The organism is Streptomyces sp. NPDC058145, from assembly GCF_042884245.1.
Classification (GTDB): Bacteria; Actinomycetota; Actinomycetes; order Streptomycetales; family Streptomycetaceae; genus Streptomyces.
The window spans coordinates 191841-213230 of the sequence record NZ_JBHVUH010000008.1 but is presented as its reverse complement, the minus strand read 5'-3'; the positions used below and the strand labels follow the sequence as shown (position 1 = coordinate 213230).

The following is a 21390-nucleotide window of genomic DNA, read 5'->3' as shown; positions in this document are numbered from 1 at the left end:
TTTATGCAATGGCTTCCGTGTGTCACACAGGACGATCACCGGCCTCCTGGGACCGCCCTGGCCGGGACGCACCGCCAGGCGAGGGCCGCGGCGGACAGGTAGGCGAGGGCGCCGACCGCCATGGAGGTGCGCAGTCCGGTGCCGTAGTCGGTGCCGGTGGCCAGCAGGCTGCCGCCCAGGGCGACACCGGTGGCGCTGCCGATCTGGCGGGTGGTGTTGAACAGGGCGGAGGCGGCGCCCGCGTAGGCCGGGGGCGCGGCGCCCATCACGGTGGCGGTCGAGCCGGTGAGTGCGAAGGAGGTGCCGAACCCGGTGGCCATCATCGGGGCCACCAGCAGCGGGTACGCGGGGTCGGGTCCGGCCGCGGCCCAGCCGGCCAGCCCCAGGGCGCCCAGGAGCATGCCGGAGACCACCAGCGGGCGGTCGCCGGTGCGGCGGGTCAGCCGGCCGGACAGCACGGAGGCGAACATCGTCATCGCCACCGCGGGGAAGAGGGCCAGCCCGGTCCTGAGGGCGCTGAAGCCGCGCTGGTGCTGGAAGTACAGGCTGGCGGTGAAGACCATGCCGTAGAAGCCGAAGTTGAACAGCAGCCCGACGACGGCCCCGCCGCTCATCGCCCGGGAGCGCAGCAGCCCCAGCGGCAGGGCGGGAGACCGGGCCAGCCGCTCGCGCACCGCGAACGCCGCGACGGCGAGCACGGCCAGGGCCAGACCGGCGAGCACGGCGGGGTCGCTCCAGCCGCGCCGCCCCGCCTCGTTCAGCGCGGCGGTGAGCAGGGCCACCGCCGCCACCACGGCGCACTGCGCCGGCCAGTCCAGGGCACGGCCCGGGTGCCGCGGTGAGGGCGCGACGAACCGTGACGTCAGCATCAGGCAGACCACGCCGACCGGCAGGTTGATCAGGAAGACCCAGCGCCAGCCCACCGTGGACACCAGCAGCCCGCCCAGCAGCGGCCCGGCGGAGGCCGCGATGCCGGCCATCGATCCCCAGAGCCCGAAGGCGCGTGAGCGAGCCGCCGGCACCGGATAGGCCTCCTGGAGCAGGGCGAGGGAGCCGGGCACGATCAGGGCCGCGCCGAGCCCCTCCAGCAGCCGGGCCGCGACCAGGGAGGGGGCGCCCGGCGCGAACGCGCACGCCGCCGAGGCCACCGTGAACACCCCGACGCCCGCGCAGAAGACGCGCCGGTTGCCCAGCCGGTCGCCCAGCGCGCCCCCGGTCATCAGGAACCCGGCGAAGACCATGGTGTACCCGTCCGTGATCCACTGGATGCCGGTCAGCGAGGCGTGCAGTTGCCGGCCCACCACGGGCACGGCCACGTTGATGATCGTGACGTCCAGGATGACCATGAAGTATCCGGCGCACACGGCCAGCAGCGGTGCCGTGGAGCGCGGCGCGGCCGCCGGGGCCGGGCCGGGGGCGCCGGGCTCACCGCAGCCGGCGGACTCCGCGAAGGGCATGTCGCCGACCCCGTCCTGTCCGGAACCCCTGAGCGGTGAGCATGCTAGGCGGCGGCAGCGGGCGGTTCGACGAACCCGCGCCGCCGGGCGGCCCGCGTACACCGGACGGGCCAACCGGACGCGGCCGGCCGCGGGCCCGGGTCGGACCCGGCCCCGCGGGTTCCTCACCGCCGCCCGCCGGGCTCCCAGTCGTGGACCTCGACGGCGGCGTACACATCCGGGGCCAGGACGGCACGGGCGGCGTCCGGGTCCGGGGCCCGGACCAGTGCCGCCGTACCCAGCCAGGTGGCACCGTCGTCGGACAGCAGCGGCCCGAACGCGATCAGGTCGTCGCGGCCGGGCGGCAATGCGGGCTCGGCGGCCCGCTCGACGCCGAGGCCGAGCACCAGGTACCGGTTGCCGCCGGTCGGGCCACCGGGGAAGTCCCACATGGTGCGCCCCAGCAGGTTGCGGTACCGGCGCAGCAGCACGTCCCGGTACACGCCGGCCTGGTGGTTCGGCTCGTCGAAGGCGAACGCGCGGGCGGCGGCGGGATCGGGCAGGTCGACGATGTGCACGCTGCCCGTGGGCGTGTCGCCGTCGGCGGCGAAGGTCGGGCCGCGCGCGATCAGTTCCTTCGCGTACCGGTCCATGTAGGACCAGTGCTCCTCCAGCAGTTCGTCGCGCAGTGCCTCGGAGCCGGGCCGGTCGCGGTGGTGGCAGAAGAACTCCATGCCGCGGACCCTGGCGTACCTCGGTCCGGCGTCTCAACCGGATTACGACGTCACGCGGGCATGTGCGGCCGGTCCCGGACGTCTCTTCCGCCGGGCAGCATGATGCGGCGGGACACGACGAAGGTCACCGGGATCGCGGCCGCGGAGGCGAGCAGGGGGGCGAAGCGGTTTCCGGCGTGGAGGACGTCCACGATCACGTACACACCCGCGGTGGTGACGAGGAAATTGGTGATGTTCGTCAGCGGGAACAGCAGGAATTTCCGCCAGGTGGGCCGCGTCCGGTAGGTGAAACGCGCGTTGAGGAAAAAGGATCCGACCATGCTGAGCAGAAATGCCAGAACGTGCGCGCCGAGATAGGGAAGCCAGTGCAGGAACAGAAGATAGAGGCCGTAGTACACGGCCGTGTTGACGACACCGACCACGGCGAAGGTGACGATCTGTCTCGGGATCACTGTCTGTCTCGGCATCAGGGTATGAGGTCTTTCGTTCGTTCCACGTTGGTCGCCTTCACGAGGAAGTGCGGACGCCCCTTCACCTCGTAGTAGATGCGGCCGGTGTACTCCCCGATGACTCCCAGCATGACCATCTGCACGCCGGCGAGGGCGGTGACCGCGGTGATGATGGTCACATAGCCGGGGGCGTCGACGCCGTGGACGAGTGCGGCGCCCACGATCCAGGCGGTGTACAGGCCCGCGCACAGCAGCAGGCCGGTGCCGAGCCAGAGGGCGGCGCGCAGCGGCCGGTTGTTGAAGGACAGCAGGCCGTCGAGGCCGTAGTTGAGCAGGCTGCGCAGGTTCCAGGAACTGCGGCCCGCCTCGCGCGTCGCGTTCTCGTACTCGAAGGTGGTGCTCGGGAAGCCGACCCAGGCGAACAGGCCCTTGGAGAAGCGGTTGTACTCGGTGAGGGCCAGCACCGCGTCCACCACACGGCGCGACATCAGGCGGAAGTCGCCCACGCCGTCGACCAGTTCAACGTCGACCAGGCGGTTGACGAGCCGGTAGTACAGGCGGGCGGTGAGGGTACGGGTGAGGCGGTCGCCGGTGCGGGTGCGCCGGGCGATGACCTGGTCGTGGCCCTGCTCGCGCAGCCGGACCATGCGCTCGATCAGCTCGGGCGGGTGCTGGAGGTCGGCGTCCATCACGACGACCGAGTCACCGGAGGCGTGCCGGAGACCGGCGAGCAGGGCCGCCTCCTTGCCGAAGTTGCGGCTGAAGGAGACGTACCGCACCCGGGAGTCGCGCCCGGCGAGGTGCTTCAGCACGGCGAGGGTGCGGTCGCGGCTGCCGTCGTCGACGTAGACGAACTCCATGTCGTGCCCGAGCGGCAGCAGTTCGTCGGCGATCCGCTGGACCTCCTCGTGGAAGCGCTCGAGGACGGCTTCCTCGTTGTAGCAGGGCGCGACGATCGATATCAGCATGGCGGATCTCCCCCAGGACGCGTTCGGAACGCGGTGGTCACGCGCTCGCGTGGCGGTGTGGTCGGGTGCGGTGCCGGGACGCGCCGGCGGCGCACGGCCCCGAGCGCGCCGAGCAGGGCGAGCGTCAGGAGCGAGGCGGCCCCGACGGCCGTACCCAGGCGCAGGCCGGGCGGGTGGAAGGTGCAGGTGAGTGAGGTGGCGGTGCCGTCCAGAGGCACCGCGATCAGCCCGTGGTACGACTCGGCGCGCCGGGGCCGGCCATCACCCGCGGCGCACCGCCAGCCGGCGATCCGCGGTGCCGCCACGACGGCGATCCCCTTGCTGCGTGCGGGCAGTTCGGCGTGCAGGGTGCCGTCGGAGACGGTGACCTTCGCGGCGCCGGTGGCCTTCAGGCGGGCGGCCGCGGTGCGCAGGCGCCCGGTGTCCAGGCAGCCGATGGCGCCGCCCGGTACATGGCCGGGCCGGTCCGGGGTCAGCGTGACGCGCAGCCGCCCGGACGCCGGGGCCGGTCCGAGCGGCTCCATGGCGGCGCGGTTGCGCGGGTGGGCGAACCGGAAGCGCGCGTCGGCGCGGGCGCCGCCCAGGCGCGCCGTGCCCGAGAAGTGCGGGGCCCACAGGTACACCTGGCTGCCGGCCGGGCAGACGGCCGTGACCGTCGGACGGACCAGGGCGTTCCCGACGCCGACCCGGCCGCCCCGGGCGGGCCGCCCGGCGTCGTCGTGCACGGCGGTCCGGGGCACGGTGTAGACGCGGCTGCCGAGCAGCAGTTCCTGGTTGCGGTAGGGCGACGGCCCGAAGCCGGCCCGTTCGGGGGCGCCGCGTACGGTCACCAGGGGCGGCACGTCCCGCCGGGTGACGGCCACCGGGCCGCCGTCACCGTCGTGCGGCGGCTTCGACCGGCGCGGGTCCGGCGGGGAGTGCACCCGGGCGCCGACGGAGAAGACGACGTCGGTGACGGGGTTGTCCAGGCTCTGCACGCTCCGGCCGCGCGAGGTCCAGCCGCCGAGCGCGGTGAGGGTACGGCTGAGCACGTCGGAGGTCAGGCTGCTGTAGTACTGGGCGCCCTGGCCCCCGACCAGCATCGGGTCGTTGGCGACGGTCTGCTCGCGGCCGGGGTCGGTGCGGTACCGGGGCCAGCCGTCGGCCCGGGCGATCACCGCCGCCTGCCGCTGCTGCCGCTGCCCCCAGGGCGCGTAGTCGTCCAGGTGGGCGAGGCGCATCCGGGTGGCCACCGCGCAGGTGGCGACGCTCTCGCCGAGTTGTGCGCCGAGCAGGAGTACGGCGGCCAGGCCGGCCAGGGTCCGCGCGCACCGTCCGGTGTCCGCGCGGCGCAGCAGGCCGAGGCCGCCGAGGGTGCCCGCGGTGGCGAGCAGCAGCACCGGCCAGGTGTGCGGGCGGATCAGGTCGCTGCGGCTCGCGAGACCCGCGACCAGGGCGAGCAGCCCGGCGGCCGCGGCCAGGACGCGTGGAGGCGGCGGGCCGTACGACAGGGTGTGCCAGGCGGCGATGACCAGCAGTCCGCACAGCACGAAGGCCTGCCGGTAGGGGCTGCCCTGCGGGGTGGCGAAGGCGTGCCAGACGAGATGGGTGGGCGCCCACTGCAGCGACAGGGTCACCGCGAGCACGAGCAGGGTCCAGCCGGTGCGCACCCGGGCGGGGACCGCGCGGTGGAACGGCAGGGCGAGGGCGAGCAGCAGGGCGGTCAGGCCGACGTAGAGGGCCGGGGAGCCGAAGCCGTAGGTGGTCGGCAGCAGCCGGGCCAGCAGGTCCTCGCCGGGCACCGGGGCGAACTCGCGGATCCGGCCCGGGTAGGCGTGCCGGGTGCCGAAGTAGACGACCGTGACCAGCGGGGCGGCGAGGCCCACGCCGAGGGCGGCGGTGAGGGCGGCGCGGCCGGCTGCGGCGAGCGCCGGCCGGCGGGGCAGGTCCGCGAGCAGCAGGCGGAGCAGCAGGACCAGGCCGGCGCCGAGGGTGGCCATGTAGGCGGTGTAGAAGTTGGCGGTCCAGGCGAGGGCCACGACGAGGACGCCGAGTACGCGGTGCCGTCCGGCGAGGGCCCATTCACCGGCCAGGCAGAGCAGCGGCAGGGCGATGAGGCCGTCCAGCCACATGGGGTTGTACGAGGCGTCGGCCAGGCTCCAGCCGCACAGGGCGTAGGAGGCGCCGAGCAGGCCGGCCGCCCACCAGCGTCCGGGCCTGAGGGACAGCAGCAGCCAGGCCATGGCGGCACCGGCCGACGCGGTCTTCAGCGCGGTGATCACGTACACCGCGAGGTCGACCTCGTCCCGGGGGAAGACGGCGACGAGCAGGGCGAACGGGCTGCCCAGGTAGGTGCCGAGGTCGGGCAGGAAGCTGGAGCCGTATCCGGACTGCCAGTTGACGAGGAGGCCGCCGTCGGCCCTGCCGTGCAGCAGGTCCCACAGGTGGGCGTGGAACGGTACGTACTGGTTGCCCAGGTCGTTGACGCCACGGGTGCGGGGCCCGAACGGGTAGCTGCGCGCGAGGATGTCGGCGGCGCAGAAGGCGGTGACGGTGACGGCCGCGGCGAGCAGGGCGGCGCGTGCCGTGGTGCGGGGCCCAGGGGGCCGGGTCGAGCGGTCCATTGATCGGCAGGCCCCCAGCGAATTCATTTCCTCGATTTCGCCGGATTAGACGGGACGGATTTCCGGATGGTTGTGCGCTCACCGAAAAGTGATGGCTCTCGCTCCGAATAGGTCAAACACGTCGTGAATTTCTCGACGGCCAGGGAAACATCGGATTTCATGAAGGTGTTTTCAAGGTGAATCGACCTCGCGGACGGCGAGGAGGGCCACCGGGGCCGCCCTTGACCTGGAGTGCGCTCCAGCTCCTAACGTTCTGGCAACGGCGAACGGCGGCCGCGTCGAGCGGCGGCCCGGAAGGGATGTACCGACATGAGCGAGAGCACCACCCGTGACGAGCGTTTCGCCCACGGCCTGGCCGTCCTGCGGAAGGTCGACGGCGAGGCCGGGCAGCGCGTCGTCGACTCGCTCGCGGACATCAGCCCCGAGCTGGGCCACCAGGTCGTCTCCTGGGCCTTCGGGGAGATCTACGACCGGCCCGGACTGGCGCCGCGCGACCGCCAGCTGGTCACGCTGGGCGTGCTCACCGCGCTCGGCGGCTGCGAGGCCCAGCTCGACGTGCACGTGGGCGCGGCCCTGAACGTGGGCCTCACCCCGGAGGAGATCACGGAGGCGCTGCTGCACTCCGCCGTCTACTGCGGCATGCCGAAGGCGCTGAACGCCACGTTCGCCGCGAAGAAGGTCTTCGCCGAGCGCGGGCTGCTGCCGGTGGGACAGCAGCCCGCGCCCGGGGCTACTTCCGCTTGAGGGGGCCGCTCGTAGACTCGGGCGCATGCATGCGCTGACGCCGTATCCGATCGTGCTCGGCTCCCTGGCCGTGGTGTCGCTGGTCCTGACGAGGCTCGCGCGTGCGATCCGGCGTCGCGGCTCGGCCGGCGGCGGTGTGGGCGCGGCACTGGCCGCCTGCGAGGAGGCCTTCCGGGCGACGAGCCACGCCTCGCACCGCGAGATCCGGACCCAGGCCGAGCGCAGGTCGCCCACCGGGTCGCCGGCCGGTCCGCGCCCGGGGTCCCGGAAGGGCCGGCGGTGAGCGGGGTCCGGCCCGTGCCCGATGTGCTGGCCCATCTGGCCGGGCGCTGGCGGGTGGAGCGGAGCGTGCGGGATCTGGCGGGCGGGGACGAGGGGCACTTCGCGGGAGTCACCGTCTTCGGCCCGCTCGACGGTGGCGGGCTGCTGCACGAGGAGTCCGGGGAGTTCACCTGGCGGGGCGTGACACGGCCCGCGACGCGGACGCTGCGGTTCCTGCCGGGGCGGGAGCCGGGCACGGCGGACGTGCGGTTCGCGGACGGCCGGCCCTTCCACGAGCTGGACCTGACCTCGGGGCACTATGTCGCCGCCCACCCCTGCGCGGCCGACTTCTACCGGGGCGAGTTCACCGTGACCGACGCCGACCACTGGCGCACGGTGTGGCACGTGGGCGGACCGGCCAAGGATCTGGTACTCACCACGGACTACGTGCGCGAGGGCTGAGCGAGGACGCCGTCGAGACGGAGGTTCCAGCGGCCCGAGCGGCCCGTCACGGTGGTCACCGACAGCGGGCGGACGTCGATGTTCCAGTACGCGGCGGGCGGTGCCTTAAGGGCGTACACCAGGGCCGCGCGGATCACGGAGGGCTCCGCGACCGCGACGATCCGGCCGCCGTCGTCGGCGGGGCGCGTGTCGAGCCAGCCGCCGACCCGGGAGATGAAGGCGAGCAGCGACTCCCCGCCGTGCGGGGTGGAGCGCGGGTCGGAGAGCCAGGCGTCCACGGACTGCGGCTCGCGGGCCATCGCCTCGCCCAGTGTCAGCCCGCGCCAGCGGCCCATGCCGCAGTCGCGCAGGGCGAGCTGGACCAGCGGGGCGTAGCCGAGGGCGTCGCCGGTGGCACGGCTGCGCGGGGTCGGTGAGCAGTAGCGCAGTTCGGCCGCCGACAGCGGCAGCAGGTCCCCGGCGGCGCGCTGCACCTCGTCCCAGCCGGCCTGGTCCAGCGGCCGGTCGTCCTCGAAGCGCTCCGCGAGCAGCGGGGAACTGCGCGCGGCGGCGACGAACGTCACCCGAAGTGGCATGCGGTGATGGTGGGCCCCGGGGGTACTCAGGTCAAGAGGCGCCGGTCGTCGGTCACCAAGGGTAAGGGAACGCTCACTCGAAGGTGTGCACCATCCACCGTTCCGGGTGGTCGACCGCCCGGAAGCCGAGCCTGGCGTACACCCCCTGCGCGTCCTCGGTGGCCAGCAGGACGCGGCGCAGCCCGTACGGCCGCAGGTGCTCGCGGATCCGGCCGACGAACGCCGTACCGACCCCCTTTCCGCGCACGGCGGGGTCGACGTACACGTCGGCGAGCCAGGCGAACAGCGCCAGGTCGGTCACCACCCGCGCGTACGCCACCTGCTCCCCCGAGGCCACGTCGTACACCCCGAAGTTGATCGACTCCGCCATCGCGCGCTCGTGCTTCTCGCGGGGCCGGCCGATCGCCCAGTAGGCGTCGGACGAGAGCCAGCCGTGGACGCGGCCCACGTCCACGCGGCCGGTGTCGGCGGAGAACTCGTAGCCTTCGGGCAGCTCGGGTGCGTCGCTCATGCCGGAAATCCTCACAGCCCGCCGCAGCCGGCGTCGACTCCATTTCCCCGGCCGGACAGGGACGCTCGGGCCACGGCGTCCGGTCAGCGGCGCCCAGCCCGGGACACCTCGTCGCAGGCGGCCCGGAGCCGGCGCACCCCCTCCGTGATCTCCCCCGTGCCCGCGACCGCTGCGAAGCTCAGCCGGAGGTGGCCGGCGGGGGGCTCGGCGCTGAAGTAGGGGCGGCCGGGGGTGACGGCGACGCCCGCGCGCAGGGCGGCGGCGGTGAGGGCGGACTCCGCCTCGGGGCCCGAGCCGCCGGTGCCCACCGTGCCGTCGGGAAGGCGTACCCAGAGGTGGTAGCCGCCGGACGGGATGTGGGGCAGGGCGAGTTCGGGCAGATGGCGGGCGAGCTCCGCGGTCATGGTGTCGCGGCGGGCCTTCAGCTCGGCCGACAGGGTCCGCAGATGGCGGGGCCAGGCCGGGGAGCCGACGAGTTCCAGCGCGGCCTCCTGCAGCGGCCGGGGCACGAAGAAGCTGTCCACCACCTGGATGGCGCGCAGCCGTTCCAGCACCGGCCCCCGGGCGGCCAGCGCGCTCACCCGGAAGCTGGGCGAGGTCGCCTTGGTCAGCGAGCCGACGTGGACGACCACGCCGTCGGGGTCGTCGGCGGCCAGCGGGCGGGGCAGCGGCCCGGCGTCCGCGTGCACCAGGCGGCGTACGAAGTCGTCCTCGACCACGAACGCGCCCGCCGACCGGGCGATGCGCAGCACCTCGGCGCGGCGGCCGGGGGCGAGGACGGCGCCGGTCGGGTTCTGGAAGAGCGGCTGGCAGACGAAGACCCGGGCACCGGTGGCCCGGAACGCGTCGGCGAGCAGGTCGGGGCGGACCCCGTCGGGGTCGACCGGCACCGGGACCGGGCGCAGTCCGGCGGCGCGGGCCAGGGCGAGCATGCCCGGGTAGGTGGGGGACTCGACGAGCACCGGGGCGCCGGGCGGGGCGAGCGCCCGCAGGGCGGTGGCCAGCGCGGACTGGCCGCCGGCGGCGATGAGCACCTCGGCGGCGGTGACGGCCCCGCCGATGCCGCGCGCGAACCATTCCCGCAGCTCCGGCAGCCCCTCCAGCGGAGGCCTGCCCCAGGCGCCGGGCCGCCGTCCGGCCCGGGCCAGGGCGGCGGCCATGGCCCGCTCGGGCTGCAGGGAGGGGTGCGGATAGCCGCCGTTGAACTCCAGGACGCCCGGCGGCGGTGCGGCCAGCGAGACCGTGACCCCGGAGGCGTCCACGGTGCGCGGGACCAGCTCGGCGCCGTCGGCGCTCAGGGCGACCTCCTGCCAGGAGGTGTCCCCGGCGGGCGCGGAGGCGGCGCGCGGGCCGGCGCGGAAGGCGCCGGCGCCGGGCCGGGTCACCACCAGCCCCTCGGCGGCGAGCCGGCCCAGGGCCCGGGAGACGGTCACCGGGCTCACCCGGAACCGCTCGACCAGGGCCCGGCTGGACGGGAGTTTCCCACCGGGTGAGTAGCGGTCCAGTTCCCGGCGCAGTTGTTCTGCCAGTTCACCCACACTGCTACTCTGCTCCATGAGAGCACAGAGTAGCGCTACTGCCACCACCCCGATAACAGTCACCGCCCCCGCCACCGAGCGCCGGGGCTTCGGTACCGGTCAGGCCGCGCTCGGCGTCCTCGCCTTCTCCCTTACCTTTCCGGCCACCGCCTGGGGCCTGGAGGGCTTCGGTCCCTGGACGCTGGTGGCCGTCCGCAGCGTGCTCGCGGCGCTCGTGGCCGGCGGCTGCCTGCTGGCCCTGCGCGTGCCGCTGCCCGAGCGCCGGCATCTGCCGGGTCTCGCGGTCGTCGCCGCCGGCGTGGTGTTCGGCTTCCCGCTGCTGACCACGCTCGCCCTGCAGACCTCCACCACCGCGCACGCCGCCGTGGTGGTGGGACTGCTGCCGCTGACCACCGCCGTCTGCTCGGCCCTGCGCACGGGCCACCGCCCCGCACGGCGGTTCTGGCTGGCGGCGCTGGCGGGCGCGGCGGCCGTGGTCGCCTTCACCGTCGGCCAGAGCGGCGGCGCGCTCACCATCGCCGACGGCTGTCTGTTCGGCGCGCTGCTGGTGTGCGCGGCCGGGTACACCGAGGGCGGCCGACTGGCCCGGGTGCTGCCCGGCTGGCAGGTCATCGGCTGGGCGCTGGTGCTGTGCCTGCCGCTGAGCGTCCCGGCCGCCGCGCTGGCGCTGTCCTACGAGCCGGTGCGGCTGACCGCACACGGGGTGACCGGTCTGCTGTGGGTGGCGCTGGGCTCGCAGTTCCTCGGGCTGGTGGTCTGGTACCGGGGCATGGCGGTCATCGGCATCCCGAAGGCCAGCCAGTTGCAGTTGGCCCAGCCGCTGCTCACACTGGTGTGGTCGGCGCTGCTGCTGGGCGAGAACCTCACGGCGGCCGCTCCCCTGACCGCCGCCGCCGTGCTCGTGTGCATCGCCGTCACCCAGCGGTCGTGACGTGAGGAGGGCCTGCCAATGCATGCATCCGTGGGAGACCAGCTTGTCCAGCACGGCAGGGTGGTCGGCCAGCACGACCATGTGTCCGTAGTCGTCGAGGTGATGGGCACGGAGGGCAACCCGCCCTACCGCGTCCGCTTCCCGGACGGACACGAGGCCGTGATGTCCCCCGGCCCGGACTGCCAGATCAAGCACAAGGAGAACGAACAGCAGCTGTAGCTGCTCAGCGCGGGGTCCTCGCCGGCTGCCGATAGTGGTCGGCGACCACCCGTGCCATCGCCCCGATCGGGTCCGCCGCCACCTCCTTGGCGGCGAAGAAGACGTGCCCGCGCACCTGCGGGTACCGGGCGGCGAGCGTGAGGTGCCGGGACAGCTCGACGGGGTCCTGCCACTGCGAGGGCTGCCCCGCCGCCCCCGCCTTGTACAGCGCCTCCCCGATGTACAGCCGGGTGCCGGTGCCCCGGGCCACCTCGGCCCACCAGTCGACCAGGGTCGCGTAGTCGGCGGCGGCGAAGCCGATGTTCCAGTAGAGCTGCGGCACGATGTAGTCGATCCAGTGGTCGCGCACCCATGCGCGGGTGTCCGCGTGCAGGTCGTCGTACGTCTGCACGCCCGCCCGGGTGTCCGAGCCGAGCGGGTCGGTCGTGGCGTTGCGCCACACCCCGAAGGGGCTGATCCCGAACCGGGTGCCGGGCCGGACCCGCCGGACGCCGGCCGCCATCTCCCGCACCAGTCGGTCGATGTTGTCCCGGCGCCAGTCCGCCCGGGCGGCGAAGTCGCCGCCGTACCGGTCGTAGGAGGCGTCGTCGTCGAAGGTCTGCCCGGCGACCGGGTAGGGGTAGAAGTAGTCGTCGAAGTGGACGGCGTCGACCGGGTACCTGGCGACCGCGTCCAGCATGGCCCGCCGCACGAAGGCGCGGACATCGGGCAGGCCCGGGTCGTAGTAGAGCTTGCCGCCGTAGGGCACCACCCAGTCCGGGTGCAGCCGGGCCGGGTGCGACGCGGCCAGGAGACCGATGTCGGTGTGGTTGGCGACGCGGTACGGGTTGAACCAGGCGTGCAGTTCCAGGCCGCGGGCGTGGGCCTCGCGCACGGCGGTGCCCAGCGGGTCCCAGCCGGGGTCCTGGCCCTGGGTGCCGGTGAGGTACTGGGACCAGGGCTCGTACGGCGAGGGCCACAGGGCGTCCGCCGTCGGGCGCACCTGGAGGATCACGGTGTTGAGCCGGTCCCGGACCGCCCGGTCCAGATGGGCGACCAGCTCGGCGCGCTGCTCGGCGGCGGTGAGGCCGGGCTTCGAGGGCCAGTCGCGGTTGGCCACGGTCGCGAGCCACACGCCCCGCATCTCGGCGGCCGCGCGGTGCCCGCCCGTCGCGCCCCGCCCGGCGTCGGCGCCCCGTCGGCCGGGTGCCGCCACCGCGTCCTGGGCCCCGGCCGCCTGGGCCGCCGCCAGTGTCGACAGCGCCGCCGCAGCGAACGCCCGGCGTGAGATCCGCCCCATTCCCGCACCCCCATACGCTCCGGATCCGCGCCCTCACGGATCGTTCCGCGCCCCAGGATGCCCCCACCCGCGCGATCGATCATCGATACTTGGCGGTAACGTGCACGATCGGAGCAGGCGCCGACCCGGAGTCCTGCCACACCCGGACAAAGCCGGAGAACCAGCGAAGGGGACGATGTGACCGACATCGAGCGCGTCGGAATCGTGGGCTGCGGCCAGATGGGCGCGGGCATCGCCGAGGTGTGCGCCCGCGCGGGACTGGACGTGAAGGTCGCCGAGACCACCGGCGAGGCCCTGGAGATCGGCCGCACCCGGCTGCTCAACTCACTGGCCAAGGCCGCCGAGCGCGGCAAGATCTCCGAGGAGGAGCGGGACGCCACGCAGGCGCGGCTGAGCTTCACCACGGACCTCGGCGAGTTCGCCGACCGCGACCTGGTGATCGAGGCCGTGGTGGAGAACGAGCAGGTGAAGACGGAGATCTTCCAGGTGCTCGACCAGGTGGTGACCCGCCCGGACGCGATCCTCGCCTCCAACACCTCCTCCATCCCGCTGGTGAAGCTGGCGGTCTCCACCTCGCGGCCCGACCACGTCGTCGGCGTCCACTTCTTCAACCCGGCCCCGGTGCAGAAGCTGGTGGAGCTGATCCCGGCGCTCACCACCTCCGAGGGCACGCTCAGCCGGGCCCAGGCCTTCGCCGAGAAGCTGCTCGGCAAGCACGCGATCCGCGCCCAGGACCGCTCCGGGTTCGTGGTCAACGCGCTGCTGGTGCCCTACCTGCTGTCCGCGATCCGCATGTTCGAGTCCGGCATCGCCAGCCGCGAGGACATCGACAACGGCATGGAGATGGGCTGCGCCCACCCGATGGGCCCGCTGAAGCTGTCCGACCTCATCGGCCTGGACACCATCGTCTCCATCGCCAACTCCATGTACGCCGAGTACAAGGAGCCGCTGTACGCCGCTCCCCCGCTGCTCCAGCGCATGGTCGAGGCGGGCCGGCTCGGCCGCAAGACGGGGTCGGGCTTCTACAGCTACTGATTACCGTCCGCTACTCCCGTGGGCCCGGCACCGGTTTCGGTGCCGGGCCCATCTGTTTCACACACCGTGTGCGCGCCGGGCCCGCATATGCCCGTCACACACGCTCCCCACGCGCCTACCAGCCGAGTTGACTCTGCATGCGCATGCAAAGGGTGCGGAACCACCACGTCCGACTACGGAAAGGAGTGGACCCGTGAGCGCCGAACCGGAGCATCCCGTGGTCCATGGAGAACTCGCAGAGTTACGGCGCCGCCTCGACGTGGCGTACGCCCGCGTCGAGGGAGGACTCGCCCTGCTCAGTCACCGCGCGGAGGAGACCGCCAAGGAGGTGGACGACCTGCACACGCGCATGACCTCGCTGGAGCACGCGCGCTGGCCCCTGCCCTCGCTGGCCGTCCTCACCGCCCTCGGAGCACTCGTCGTGACGGTCTGGCAGGCACTGGCCCGTTAGGCGACCCTGTCGTCGGCGAGCCTCATGTGGTGCAGCAGGAGTAACGCGGCCGCCATGTTGGCGGCCGGGACCTCCCCCCGGGCGATGAGGTCGGGGACGACCTTGAGCGGGACCCACTCCCGGCGGTCCGACTCGAAGTCGTCCACGGGGTGTCCGACGTACTCGCCGTGGTCGGACCAGTAGATGTGGTGCCGGGCGTCGGTGAGGCCGTTGGACGGCTCCACGCTCATCAGGTGGTGCAGCGGTCCCGGCCGCCAGCCGGTCTCCTCCTCCAGTTCCCTGGCGGCCGCGCTCGCGATGTCCTCGCCGTCCTCCACCACGCCCGCGGCCAGTTCCCAGCCCCAGCTGTCGGTGATGAAGCGGTGCCGCCACAGCAGCAGAACCTCGTTCGCCTCGTTGACGACCGTGGCGACGGCGACCGGCCGCAGCCGGATCAGGAAGTGGTCGAGATGCCGGCCGTCCGGCAGCTCCACATCTGCGAGATTGACGCTGAACCAGCGGTTTTCATACACAGTTTGTTCGTTCTGTTTCGTCCACTGCACGGTGCTGCCACCTTCCGCCGAGTAAGGGGCAATATCGCAGCAGGGGCTGTGTACCTACAGTGCGCCTACAGCGGTACGCGCAGTGCGCCGTCGATGAGTTCGGCGGCTTCGGCGGTCCCGGCCGAGCCGCAGCGCACCAGGTGCTCGCGCACCGCGCGGAGTCTGTCGCGCAGTCGCTGGGACTCCATCCCGCGCGCCTGCTCGGCCATCTGCACGGCCGTGGCCACCGCGTTGTCGGCGTTGCCCTGCCGCAGCTCGATGGTGCTGAGCATGGCGAGCCGGTGCACCCGGCCACGGTCGTGCGCGGGGTTGTCCACCGCGGCCGCCGCGTGCTCCCGGGCGGCGGCCAGCTCGCCGAGGCTCAGCAGCGCCTCGGCCACCTGGACGTTGACCAGGCCGGGCTGTACGTAGCCGGTCTCGTCGGGCTCGTACCCCCGCCGGATGCGGTCGGCGGCCGTCTCGGCCCGGCGGATGCAGGACAGCGCGCTGCCGGAATCGCCGAGGTGGGCGTACGCCTTCGCCTGCATCGCGTACAGGTCGGAGGCGAGGGCCGGGGTGATGTGCTTGCCGGCCGCGCGCAGGGCCGCCTCGGCGAACGCCACGGCCTGCCGGTACTCCCGCATGAACAGCGCCTGGTTGACCAGCAGCGCGATCACGTAGGCGCCAAGTCCCCGGGCCCCGCTGGCCTTTGCCAGCCGGAGCGCCTGGTGGAAGTAGCGCTGGGCCAGGCCGTGCGCGTCGGAGTCGTAGGCACAGATACCGGCGATCGCCACCAACCCGCCCGTGGCCCGGTGCAGTTGGCGCCCGGTGGCGTCGGTGTAGCTGCCGCGCAGCAGCGGGGCCGCCTCGGCGTTGAGGAAGCCGACGATCCGCGCCCGGGTCGCGACGCCGCCGGCCTTCCGGTACATCTGCTCGTAGTGGGTGCGGGCGGCGCGCAGCAGTTCGAGGTCGGCCGCGGTGACCCGGTGCCGGCCGCCGCGGGAGACGTCCACGTCCTCGGGCGGGTTCTCCCACTCCCACACCGGCATGACGGCGGGGGTGCCGGTCACCGCGGGCGCGCCGAGCACGTGCGGGCGCTGCTGTTCGTCCGAGCGCCACAGCGCGGTGGCCCGCTCCACGAAGCCGGACAGCGAGCCGGTGTGCGGGGTGCTGGGCTCGCCGGGTACGCCGAGGCCGATGTCGTCCAGGGTGACCGGCCGGTGCAGCCGTCCGGCGAGCACCTCGCAGATCAGGTCGGGCACCTGGCCGCGTGGCCGCTGGCCCTTCAACCACCGTGCCACGGCGGTGTGTTCGTAGCGGAGCGCGAGGCCCCGTCCGCGGCCGGCCTGGTTCACATGGGCGGCGAGACCGGCGTGCGAGATCCCCGCCTCGTCCAGGATCGCGTCGAGCAGAGTGTTGGGCTGCATGAATGCCCCCCGAATGGCCTGGTGTCCGTCAGCGTAGTGGCTCGGCCTTCACACGGGGTGTGAACGGAGTGCCCGCATCCGGGCTGTGCGCGCACTGTCGCGGAGCGTGCTGCTGCCGGTTGACTGGTTGCCCGGCCAAGCCGTCGGCTCCCCCTCGAAAAGCGGTGGCTTGGCCGGGTCGACCTCCGGCGACTCGGGCGTCGGCAAAGCGAACGGACCGGCCCCGGGGGGCCGGTCCGTTTCTGCCGACAGGCACGGGCCCGGGTCAGCGGGCCGCGTTGACGCGGATCAGCCGCGCAGCACGGCTCCGGTCCGCTCACCTGCCAGGGCGACCGCCGCGTCCCGGGCCGCGGACGCCTCGTCCACGGTCAGCGTCCGGTCACCCGCGCGGAAGCGCAGCGCGTAGGCCAGGGACTTGCGACCCTCGCCCAGCTGCTCCGCGTTCTCGTACACGTCGAACAGCCGGATGGACTCGAGCAGTTCGCCCGCGCCCTCACGGAGCGCGGCCTCGACCTCCGCGGCGGGGACCGGCCTGTCGACCACGAGGGCGACGTCCTGCGTGGCCACCGGGAACGTGGAGATGCTCGGCGCCTGCGGAACGCCGTCGCCGACCGCCTCCAGGGCGTCCAGGTCCAGCTCCATCGCGCAGGTGCGCTCAGGCAGGCCGAGCGCCTTGAGGACCCGCGGGTGCAGTTCGCCCGCGTGGCCCACGATCTGCTCCGTGCCGTCGGCGACGACGACCAGCTCGGCGCAGCGGCCGGGGTGCCAGGGGCCGTACTGGCCCTTGCGCACGATCAGGTCGGCACCGGCCTCCCGGGCTACGGCGCGGCCGGCCTCGATCGCGTCGGCCCAGTCCGCCGGGCGGCCCTTGCCCCACCAGCCGGCCCGCTCGCGAGCGCCCGCGAGCACCACGGCGACGTGCCGGGGCTGCTCGGGCAGCGCGCCGTCCAGCGACGCGATCTCCTCGTCGGTCGGGCGGCGGTCGACGATCAGGTGCACGCCGGCACGCTGCTCCTCGCGCGGCTGGAACACCAGCCCGGTCTCGAACAGGGCCAGGTCGTGCGAGCCGCGGCCGTCGTTGCGCCGCAGTGCGCCCAGCAGGCCGGGCAGCAGCGTCGTACGGAGCGCGGGCTCCTCGTCGTTCAGCGGGTTGACCAGCTTCACCACGCGGCGGGCCGGGTCACCGGACTCCAGGCCGAGCTGGTCGAAGACCTGCTCGCCGACGAAGGGGTAGTTCGGCGCCTCGACGTAGCCGGCGCCGGCCAGCGCGCGGCCTGCCCGGCGGTGCAGCCGCTGGCGGTGGGTGAGGCCACGGCCGGAGGGCGGCTTCGGAAGCGTGGAGGGCAGGTTCTCGTAGCCCTCGAGGCGGATGACCTCCTCGGCCAGGTCGTTGGCCTCGGTGAGGTCGGGCCGCCAGGACGGCACCGTGACGACCAGCTCGTCCTGACCGTAGACGTCGCAGCCGATCTCCTGCAGCCGGCGCACCACGGTCTCGCGGCCGTAGTCCACGCCCGCGACCCTGTCCGGATGGTTCGCTGGGATCGTGATGGTCCGCGGGGCGGAGGGCGCGACGACCTCGGTGACGCCGGCCTCGGCCGTGCCGCCCGCGAGCAGCACCAGCAGGTCCACGGTGCGCTGCGCGGCGGCCGCGGCGGCCCGCGGGTCGACGCCCCGCTCGAAGCGGCGGGAGGCCTCGGAGGACAGCTTGTGACGGCGGGCCGTACGGGCGATCGAGACGGCGTCGAAGTGGGCCGCCTCGATGACCACGTCGGCCGAGGCGTTCTCCACGTCGTCGTGGTCGGCGATCTCCGTGTTCGCGCCGCCCATGACGCCGGCCAGGCCGATCGGGCCGCGCTCGTCGGTGATGACCAGGTCCTCGGAGTGCAGCTTCCGCTCGGTGCCGTCGAGGGTGACGAGCTTCTCGCCCTCCTCGGCCCGGCGCACGCCGATCGTGCCCTGGACCAGGTTCCGGTCGTAGGCGTGCAGCGGCTGGCCCAGCTCCATCATGACGTAGTTCGTGACGTCGACGGCGAGCGAGATCGGGCGCATGCCGACCTTCTGCAGCCGGCGCCGCAGCCAGATCGGGGAGCGTGCCTCGGGGCTCAGGCCGGTGACCGTGCGGGCGGTGAAGCGGTCGCAGCCGACCGGCTCCGCGACCCGCACCGGGTAGCCGAAGGCGTTCGGGGCGGGCACGTCGAGCAGCGCCGGGTCGCGCAGCGGCAGGCCGTAGGCGATGGCGGTCTCGCGGGCGACGCCGCGGATGGACAGGCAGTCGCCGCGGTTGGCGGTGACGGCGATGTCCAGCACCTCGTCGACGAGCTGGAGCAGCTCGATGGCGTCCTTGCCGACCTCGGTCTCCGGCGGCAGCACGATGATGCCGTGGGTGCCGTCGTCGCCCATGCCCAGCTCGTCGCTGGAGCAGATCATGCCGTGGGACGTCCTGCCGTAGGTCTTGCGGGCGGCGATGGAGAAGCCGCCGGGCAGCGTGGCGCCGGGCAGCACCACGACGACCTTGTCGCCGACCGCGAAGTTGCGGGCGCCGCAGACGATCTCCTGGGGCTCGCCGGTGCCGTTGGCCCGGCCGACGTCGACGGTGCAGAAGCGGATCGGCTTCTTGAAGCCCTCCAGCTCCTCGATGGTCAGCACCTGGCCGACGACCAGCGGCCCCTTGAGGTCGGCGCCGAGCTGCTCGACGGTCTCGACCTCGAGGCCGGCCGAGATGAGCTTGGCCTGGACGTCACGGCCGGTTTCGGTCGCCGGCAGGTCGACGTACTCCCGCAGCCAAGAAAGCGGGACCCGCATCAGATCTCCATCCCGAACGGCCGGGTGAACCGGACGTCACCCTCGACCATGTCTCGCATGTCCTCGACGTTGTGGCGGAACATCAGCATCCGCTCGATACCGAAACCGAAGGCGAACCCGCTGTACTTCTCCGGGTCGACGCCACAGGCGGCCAGCACCTTGGGGTTGACCATGCCGCAGCCGCCCAGCTCGATCCAGCCCTCGCTGGAGCAGGTGCGGCAGGGCCGGTCGGGGTTGCCGACGGACTCGCCGCGGCAGACGTAGCACACCATGTCCATCTCGGCGGACGGCTCGGTGAACGGGAAGAAGTTCGGCCGCAGCCGGGTCTTCATGCCCTCGCCGAACAGCGACTGGACCATGTGGTCCAGGGTGCCCTTGAGGTCGGCCATGGTCAGGCCCTCGTCGACGGCGAGCAGCTCGACCTGGTGGAAGACCGGGGTGTGCGTGGCGTCCAGCTCGTCGGTGCGGTACACGCGGCCGGGGCAGATCACGTAGACCGGCAGCTCACGGCTGAGCAGTGAGCGGATCTGCACGGGCGAGGTGTGGGTGCGCAGCACGACGCCGGAGTCGGCGGTGCCGTCCGGGCCGGTCACGAAGAAGGTGTCCGCCTCGCCGCGGGCCGGGTGGTCCGGGCCGATGTTGAGGGCGTCGAAGTTGAACCACTCGGCCTCGACCTCGGGCCCCTCGGCGACCTCGTAGCCCATGGCGACGAAGACGTCCTCGATGCGCTCCGAGAGCGTGGTCAGCGGGTGCCGGGCACCCGCCGGGACGCGGTCGTGGGGCAGCGTGACGTCGACGTCCTCCTCGACCAGTACGCGGGCGTCCCGCTCGGCCTCGAGCTCGGCCTGGCGGCCGGCGAGGGCCTTGTTCACGGCGCCGCGGGCCATGCCGACGCGCTTGCCGGCGTCGGCCTTGGCGTGCGGGGGCAGGGCGCCGATCTCGCGGTTGGCGAGGGCCAGCGGGGAGGCTGGGCCGGTGTGGGCGACCTTCGCCTCGTGGAGCGCGTCGAGGGAGTCCGCGGCGGCGAAGGCGGCGAGCGCCCCGTCCCGCATGCGCTCGATCTCTTCCGGTTTCAACGCCTCGACCTCGACAGGGTCGTACGACTTATTCGGTGCCGACATCTCTTCCCGTGCTTCCGATTGGCTGGCGGACGGTCCCCGTCACCGACTTCGAGCCGGCTGTGGCTCTCTGCGGGCCGTGTGCAGGACACAAAGGTGCCAAAGGCCGAGTCTAACGGGGTGGGGGTGGGCGAATGGCCCGTGGGCCGCTAGGCGAGATACGCCGGCGTGCACACGGGCAACGTAAATCGGAACTCGGCGCCGCCGCCGGGGGCGCGGCCGACCGTGATGGTGCCGCCGTGGGCCTCGACGATGCCCTTGACGATGTACAGCCCGAGGCCCGTCCCGCCGCGCTTGCTGCCCCGCCAGAAGCGGGTGAAGACGCGGTTCATGGACTCCTCCGGGATGCCGGGCCCCTCGTCGCTCACCGTGACCGACGTGGCCGTTTCCTCACCCTCGCGCGGGGACGGCGCGGGCGTGATGTCAATGGTGACGGTTCCCTCGCCGTGCCGCACCGCATTTTCCAGCAGGTTGCTCAGCACCTGGTCGACCTTGTCGGGGTCGGCCCACAGGGCGGGCAGCGGCTGCTCGACGCGCAGCAGGAAGCGGTCGGCCCGCTGGCCGGCGGCGACGTAGGCCTGGATGTGCCGGCCGACGGCCGCGCCGATGTCGACGGGCTGCCGGCGCACCTCGAGCCGCCCGCTGTCGATCCTGGAGATGTCCAGCAGCTCGGCGATGAGGCGGGTGACGCGGTCGGCGTCGGCGTCGACGGTCTCCAGCATCAGCCGCTTCTGGTCGTCGGTGAAGCGTTCCCACTTGGCGAGGAGCGTGGCGGTGAAGCCCTTCACGGAGGTGAGCGGGGAGCGCAGCTCGTGGGCGACCGTCGCTATCAACTCGGCGTGGCTGCGCTCGGTGCGGTGGCGGGCCTCGGTGTCCCGAAGGGAGACGACCACCCCGCGCACGGGCCCGAGGGGTTCGGCGCGCACGTACCGCGCGGAGACCAGCACCTCCCGTCCACCGGGCAGCAGCAGGTTGCGCTCGGGCTGCCGCACCCGGATGGCGAGGCCGCCGTACGGGTCGGTGAGCTGCCACCAGCGCCGCCCCTCGAGGTCCTCCAGGGGCAGCGCCTTCTCCAGGTGCCGGCCGAGGGCGTCCTCGGCGCGGATGGCGGTGATGCGTTCGGCGGCGGCGTTGAAGCAGGTCACGCGACCGTGTTCGTCGGCGGTCACCAGGCCGTCGGGCAGCTCGTCGGGGTCGATGCCGGCGCGGTCGGTGTGCCGGGGCGCGGAGGTGCGGCGCACGTCCCGCCCGTCCGGCGCGGTGCTGCTGCCGACCACCCTCATCCCCGTACCCCACCTCTCAGACGGCGCAGGGCCCCGAGCTGGC

21 protein-coding genes are annotated in these 21390 nt (G+C 73.3%); 7 read left to right on the top strand and 14 right to left on the bottom strand.

Features of this window, described 5'->3' with window-relative positions; genetic code table 11:
* Nucleotides 1-35 precede the first annotated feature (35 nt).
* The 5 genes from ACFVVO_RS19910 to ACFVVO_RS19890 form a co-directional block, all read right to left on the bottom strand.
* Nucleotides 36-1457, bottom strand: a complete 1422-nt coding sequence (locus ACFVVO_RS19910; RefSeq protein WP_390056577.1) for an MFS transporter — start codon at nucleotides 1455-1457, stop codon at nucleotides 36-38.
* 164 nt (nucleotides 1458-1621) lie between these two features.
* Nucleotides 1622-2170, bottom strand: coding sequence for a YciI family protein (locus ACFVVO_RS19905; RefSeq protein ID WP_390056575.1), 549 nt, complete (start codon nucleotides 2168-2170; stop codon nucleotides 1622-1624).
* Between the two features lie 50 nt (nucleotides 2171-2220).
* Nucleotides 2221-2637 (bottom strand): GtrA family protein, encoded by a 417-nt coding sequence (locus ACFVVO_RS19900; protein ID WP_390056573.1) that lies wholly within the window; start codon nucleotides 2635-2637, stop codon nucleotides 2221-2223.
* Nucleotides 2637-3587: a glycosyltransferase family 2 protein gene (locus tag ACFVVO_RS19895; RefSeq protein WP_390056571.1), complete on the bottom strand. Its 951-nt coding sequence runs from the start codon at nucleotides 3585-3587 to the stop codon at nucleotides 2637-2639. Before ACFVVO_RS19895 ends, ACFVVO_RS19900 begins: the two co-directional genes overlap by 1 nt.
* On the bottom strand, nucleotides 3581-6190 hold the full coding sequence (locus ACFVVO_RS19890; RefSeq protein ID WP_390056569.1) for a YfhO family protein: 2610 nt from the start codon (nucleotides 6188-6190) through the stop codon (nucleotides 3581-3583). Before ACFVVO_RS19890 ends, ACFVVO_RS19895 begins: the two co-directional genes overlap by 7 nt.
* 309 nt (nucleotides 6191-6499) lie before the next feature.
* Here ACFVVO_RS19890 and ACFVVO_RS19885 point away from each other — a divergent pair, with 309 nt between their 5' ends.
* The 3 genes from ACFVVO_RS19885 to ACFVVO_RS19875 are packed head-to-tail and all read left to right on the top strand — an operon-like array spanning nucleotide 6500 to nucleotide 7657.
* Nucleotides 6500-6934: a carboxymuconolactone decarboxylase family protein gene (locus ACFVVO_RS19885; protein WP_390056568.1), complete on the top strand. Its 435-nt coding sequence runs from the start codon at nucleotides 6500-6502 to the stop codon at nucleotides 6932-6934.
* A 25-nt stretch (nucleotides 6935-6959) separates the two neighbouring features.
* A complete protein-coding gene (locus ACFVVO_RS19880) occupies nucleotides 6960-7217 on the top strand; it encodes a hypothetical protein (protein ID WP_390056566.1) in 258 nt (85 codons plus the stop codon).
* Nucleotides 7218-7231: 14 nt separating this feature from the next.
* Nucleotides 7232-7657, top strand: coding sequence for a DUF6314 family protein (locus ACFVVO_RS19875; RefSeq protein ID WP_390056564.1), 426 nt, complete (start codon nucleotides 7232-7234; stop codon nucleotides 7655-7657).
* On the opposite strand, the gene ACFVVO_RS19870 is transcribed toward ACFVVO_RS19875, so the two are convergent.
* The 3 genes from ACFVVO_RS19870 to ACFVVO_RS19860 all read right to left on the bottom strand — a co-directional run bounded on the left by ACFVVO_RS19870 (nucleotide 7639) and on the right by ACFVVO_RS19860 (nucleotide 10299).
* Nucleotides 7639-8232, bottom strand: coding sequence for a histidine phosphatase family protein (locus ACFVVO_RS19870; protein WP_390056562.1), 594 nt, complete (start codon nucleotides 8230-8232; stop codon nucleotides 7639-7641). The two genes, ACFVVO_RS19875 and ACFVVO_RS19870, sit on opposite strands and share 19 nt — an antisense overlap.
* Nucleotides 8233-8305: 73 nt before the next feature.
* Nucleotides 8306-8743, bottom strand: a complete 438-nt coding sequence (locus tag ACFVVO_RS19865) for a GNAT family N-acetyltransferase (protein WP_390056560.1) — start codon at nucleotides 8741-8743, stop codon at nucleotides 8306-8308.
* 83 nt (nucleotides 8744-8826) lie between these two features.
* Complete coding sequence (locus tag ACFVVO_RS19860; RefSeq protein ID WP_390056558.1) at nucleotides 8827-10299, bottom strand: PLP-dependent aminotransferase family protein; 1473 nt, start codon at nucleotides 10297-10299, stop codon at nucleotides 8827-8829.
* Here ACFVVO_RS19860 and ACFVVO_RS19855 point away from each other — a divergent pair.
* Nucleotides 10298-11212 carry a DMT family transporter gene (locus ACFVVO_RS19855; RefSeq protein ID WP_390056557.1) on the top strand — a complete coding sequence of 305 codons (915 nt, stop codon included), beginning with the start codon at nucleotides 10298-10300 and terminating at the stop codon, nucleotides 11210-11212. The two genes, ACFVVO_RS19860 and ACFVVO_RS19855, sit on opposite strands and share 2 nt — an antisense overlap.
* Before the next feature lie 18 nt (nucleotides 11213-11230).
* A complete protein-coding gene (locus ACFVVO_RS19850) occupies nucleotides 11231-11431 on the top strand; it encodes a DUF1918 domain-containing protein (protein WP_390056555.1) in 201 nt (66 codons plus the stop codon).
* A gap of 4 nt (nucleotides 11432-11435) precedes the next feature.
* Here the strand turns inward: ACFVVO_RS19850 and ACFVVO_RS19845 are convergent, their stop codons facing one another.
* Complete coding sequence (locus ACFVVO_RS19845) at nucleotides 11436-12710, bottom strand: glycoside hydrolase family 10 protein (protein WP_390056553.1); 1275 nt, start codon at nucleotides 12708-12710, stop codon at nucleotides 11436-11438.
* Nucleotides 12711-12887: 177 nt separating this feature from the next.
* Between ACFVVO_RS19845 and ACFVVO_RS19840 the strand changes: the two genes are divergently transcribed.
* Nucleotides 12888-13745: a 3-hydroxybutyryl-CoA dehydrogenase gene (locus ACFVVO_RS19840; RefSeq protein ID WP_390056551.1), complete on the top strand. Its 858-nt coding sequence runs from the start codon at nucleotides 12888-12890 to the stop codon at nucleotides 13743-13745.
* A 193-nt stretch (nucleotides 13746-13938) separates the two neighbouring features.
* The gene (locus ACFVVO_RS19835) at nucleotides 13939-14196 is read left to right on the top strand and encodes a hypothetical protein (RefSeq protein WP_351664034.1); all 258 of its coding nucleotides are present in this window, start codon (nucleotides 13939-13941) and stop codon (nucleotides 14194-14196) included.
* Here the strand turns inward: ACFVVO_RS19835 and ACFVVO_RS19830 are convergent.
* The 5 genes from ACFVVO_RS19830 to ACFVVO_RS19810 form a co-directional block, all read right to left on the bottom strand.
* Nucleotides 14193-14738 (bottom strand): NUDIX hydrolase, encoded by a 546-nt coding sequence (locus tag ACFVVO_RS19830; protein ID WP_390056550.1) that lies wholly within the window; start codon nucleotides 14736-14738, stop codon nucleotides 14193-14195. The two genes, ACFVVO_RS19835 and ACFVVO_RS19830, sit on opposite strands and share 4 nt — an antisense overlap.
* Before the next feature lie 65 nt (nucleotides 14739-14803).
* A complete protein-coding gene (locus ACFVVO_RS19825; RefSeq protein WP_390056549.1) occupies nucleotides 14804-16144 on the bottom strand; it encodes a transcriptional regulator in 1341 nt (446 codons plus the stop codon).
* Between the two features lie 288 nt (nucleotides 16145-16432).
* On the bottom strand, nucleotides 16433-18946 hold the full coding sequence (gene pheT, locus ACFVVO_RS19820; protein ID WP_390056548.1) for a phenylalanine--tRNA ligase subunit beta: 2514 nt from the start codon (nucleotides 18944-18946) through the stop codon (nucleotides 16433-16435).
* Entirely contained in the window at nucleotides 18946-20067 is a 1122-nt protein-coding gene (pheS, locus tag ACFVVO_RS19815) for a phenylalanine--tRNA ligase subunit alpha (protein WP_390056546.1), read from the bottom strand. The genes pheT and pheS overlap by 1 nt, the downstream gene beginning before the upstream one ends.
* Nucleotides 20068-20213: 146 nt before the next feature.
* Nucleotides 20214-21347 carry an ATP-binding protein gene (locus ACFVVO_RS19810; protein WP_390056545.1) on the bottom strand — a complete coding sequence of 378 codons (1134 nt, stop codon included), beginning with the start codon at nucleotides 21345-21347 and terminating at the stop codon, nucleotides 20214-20216.
* Nucleotides 21348-21390: the final 43 nt, after the last annotated feature.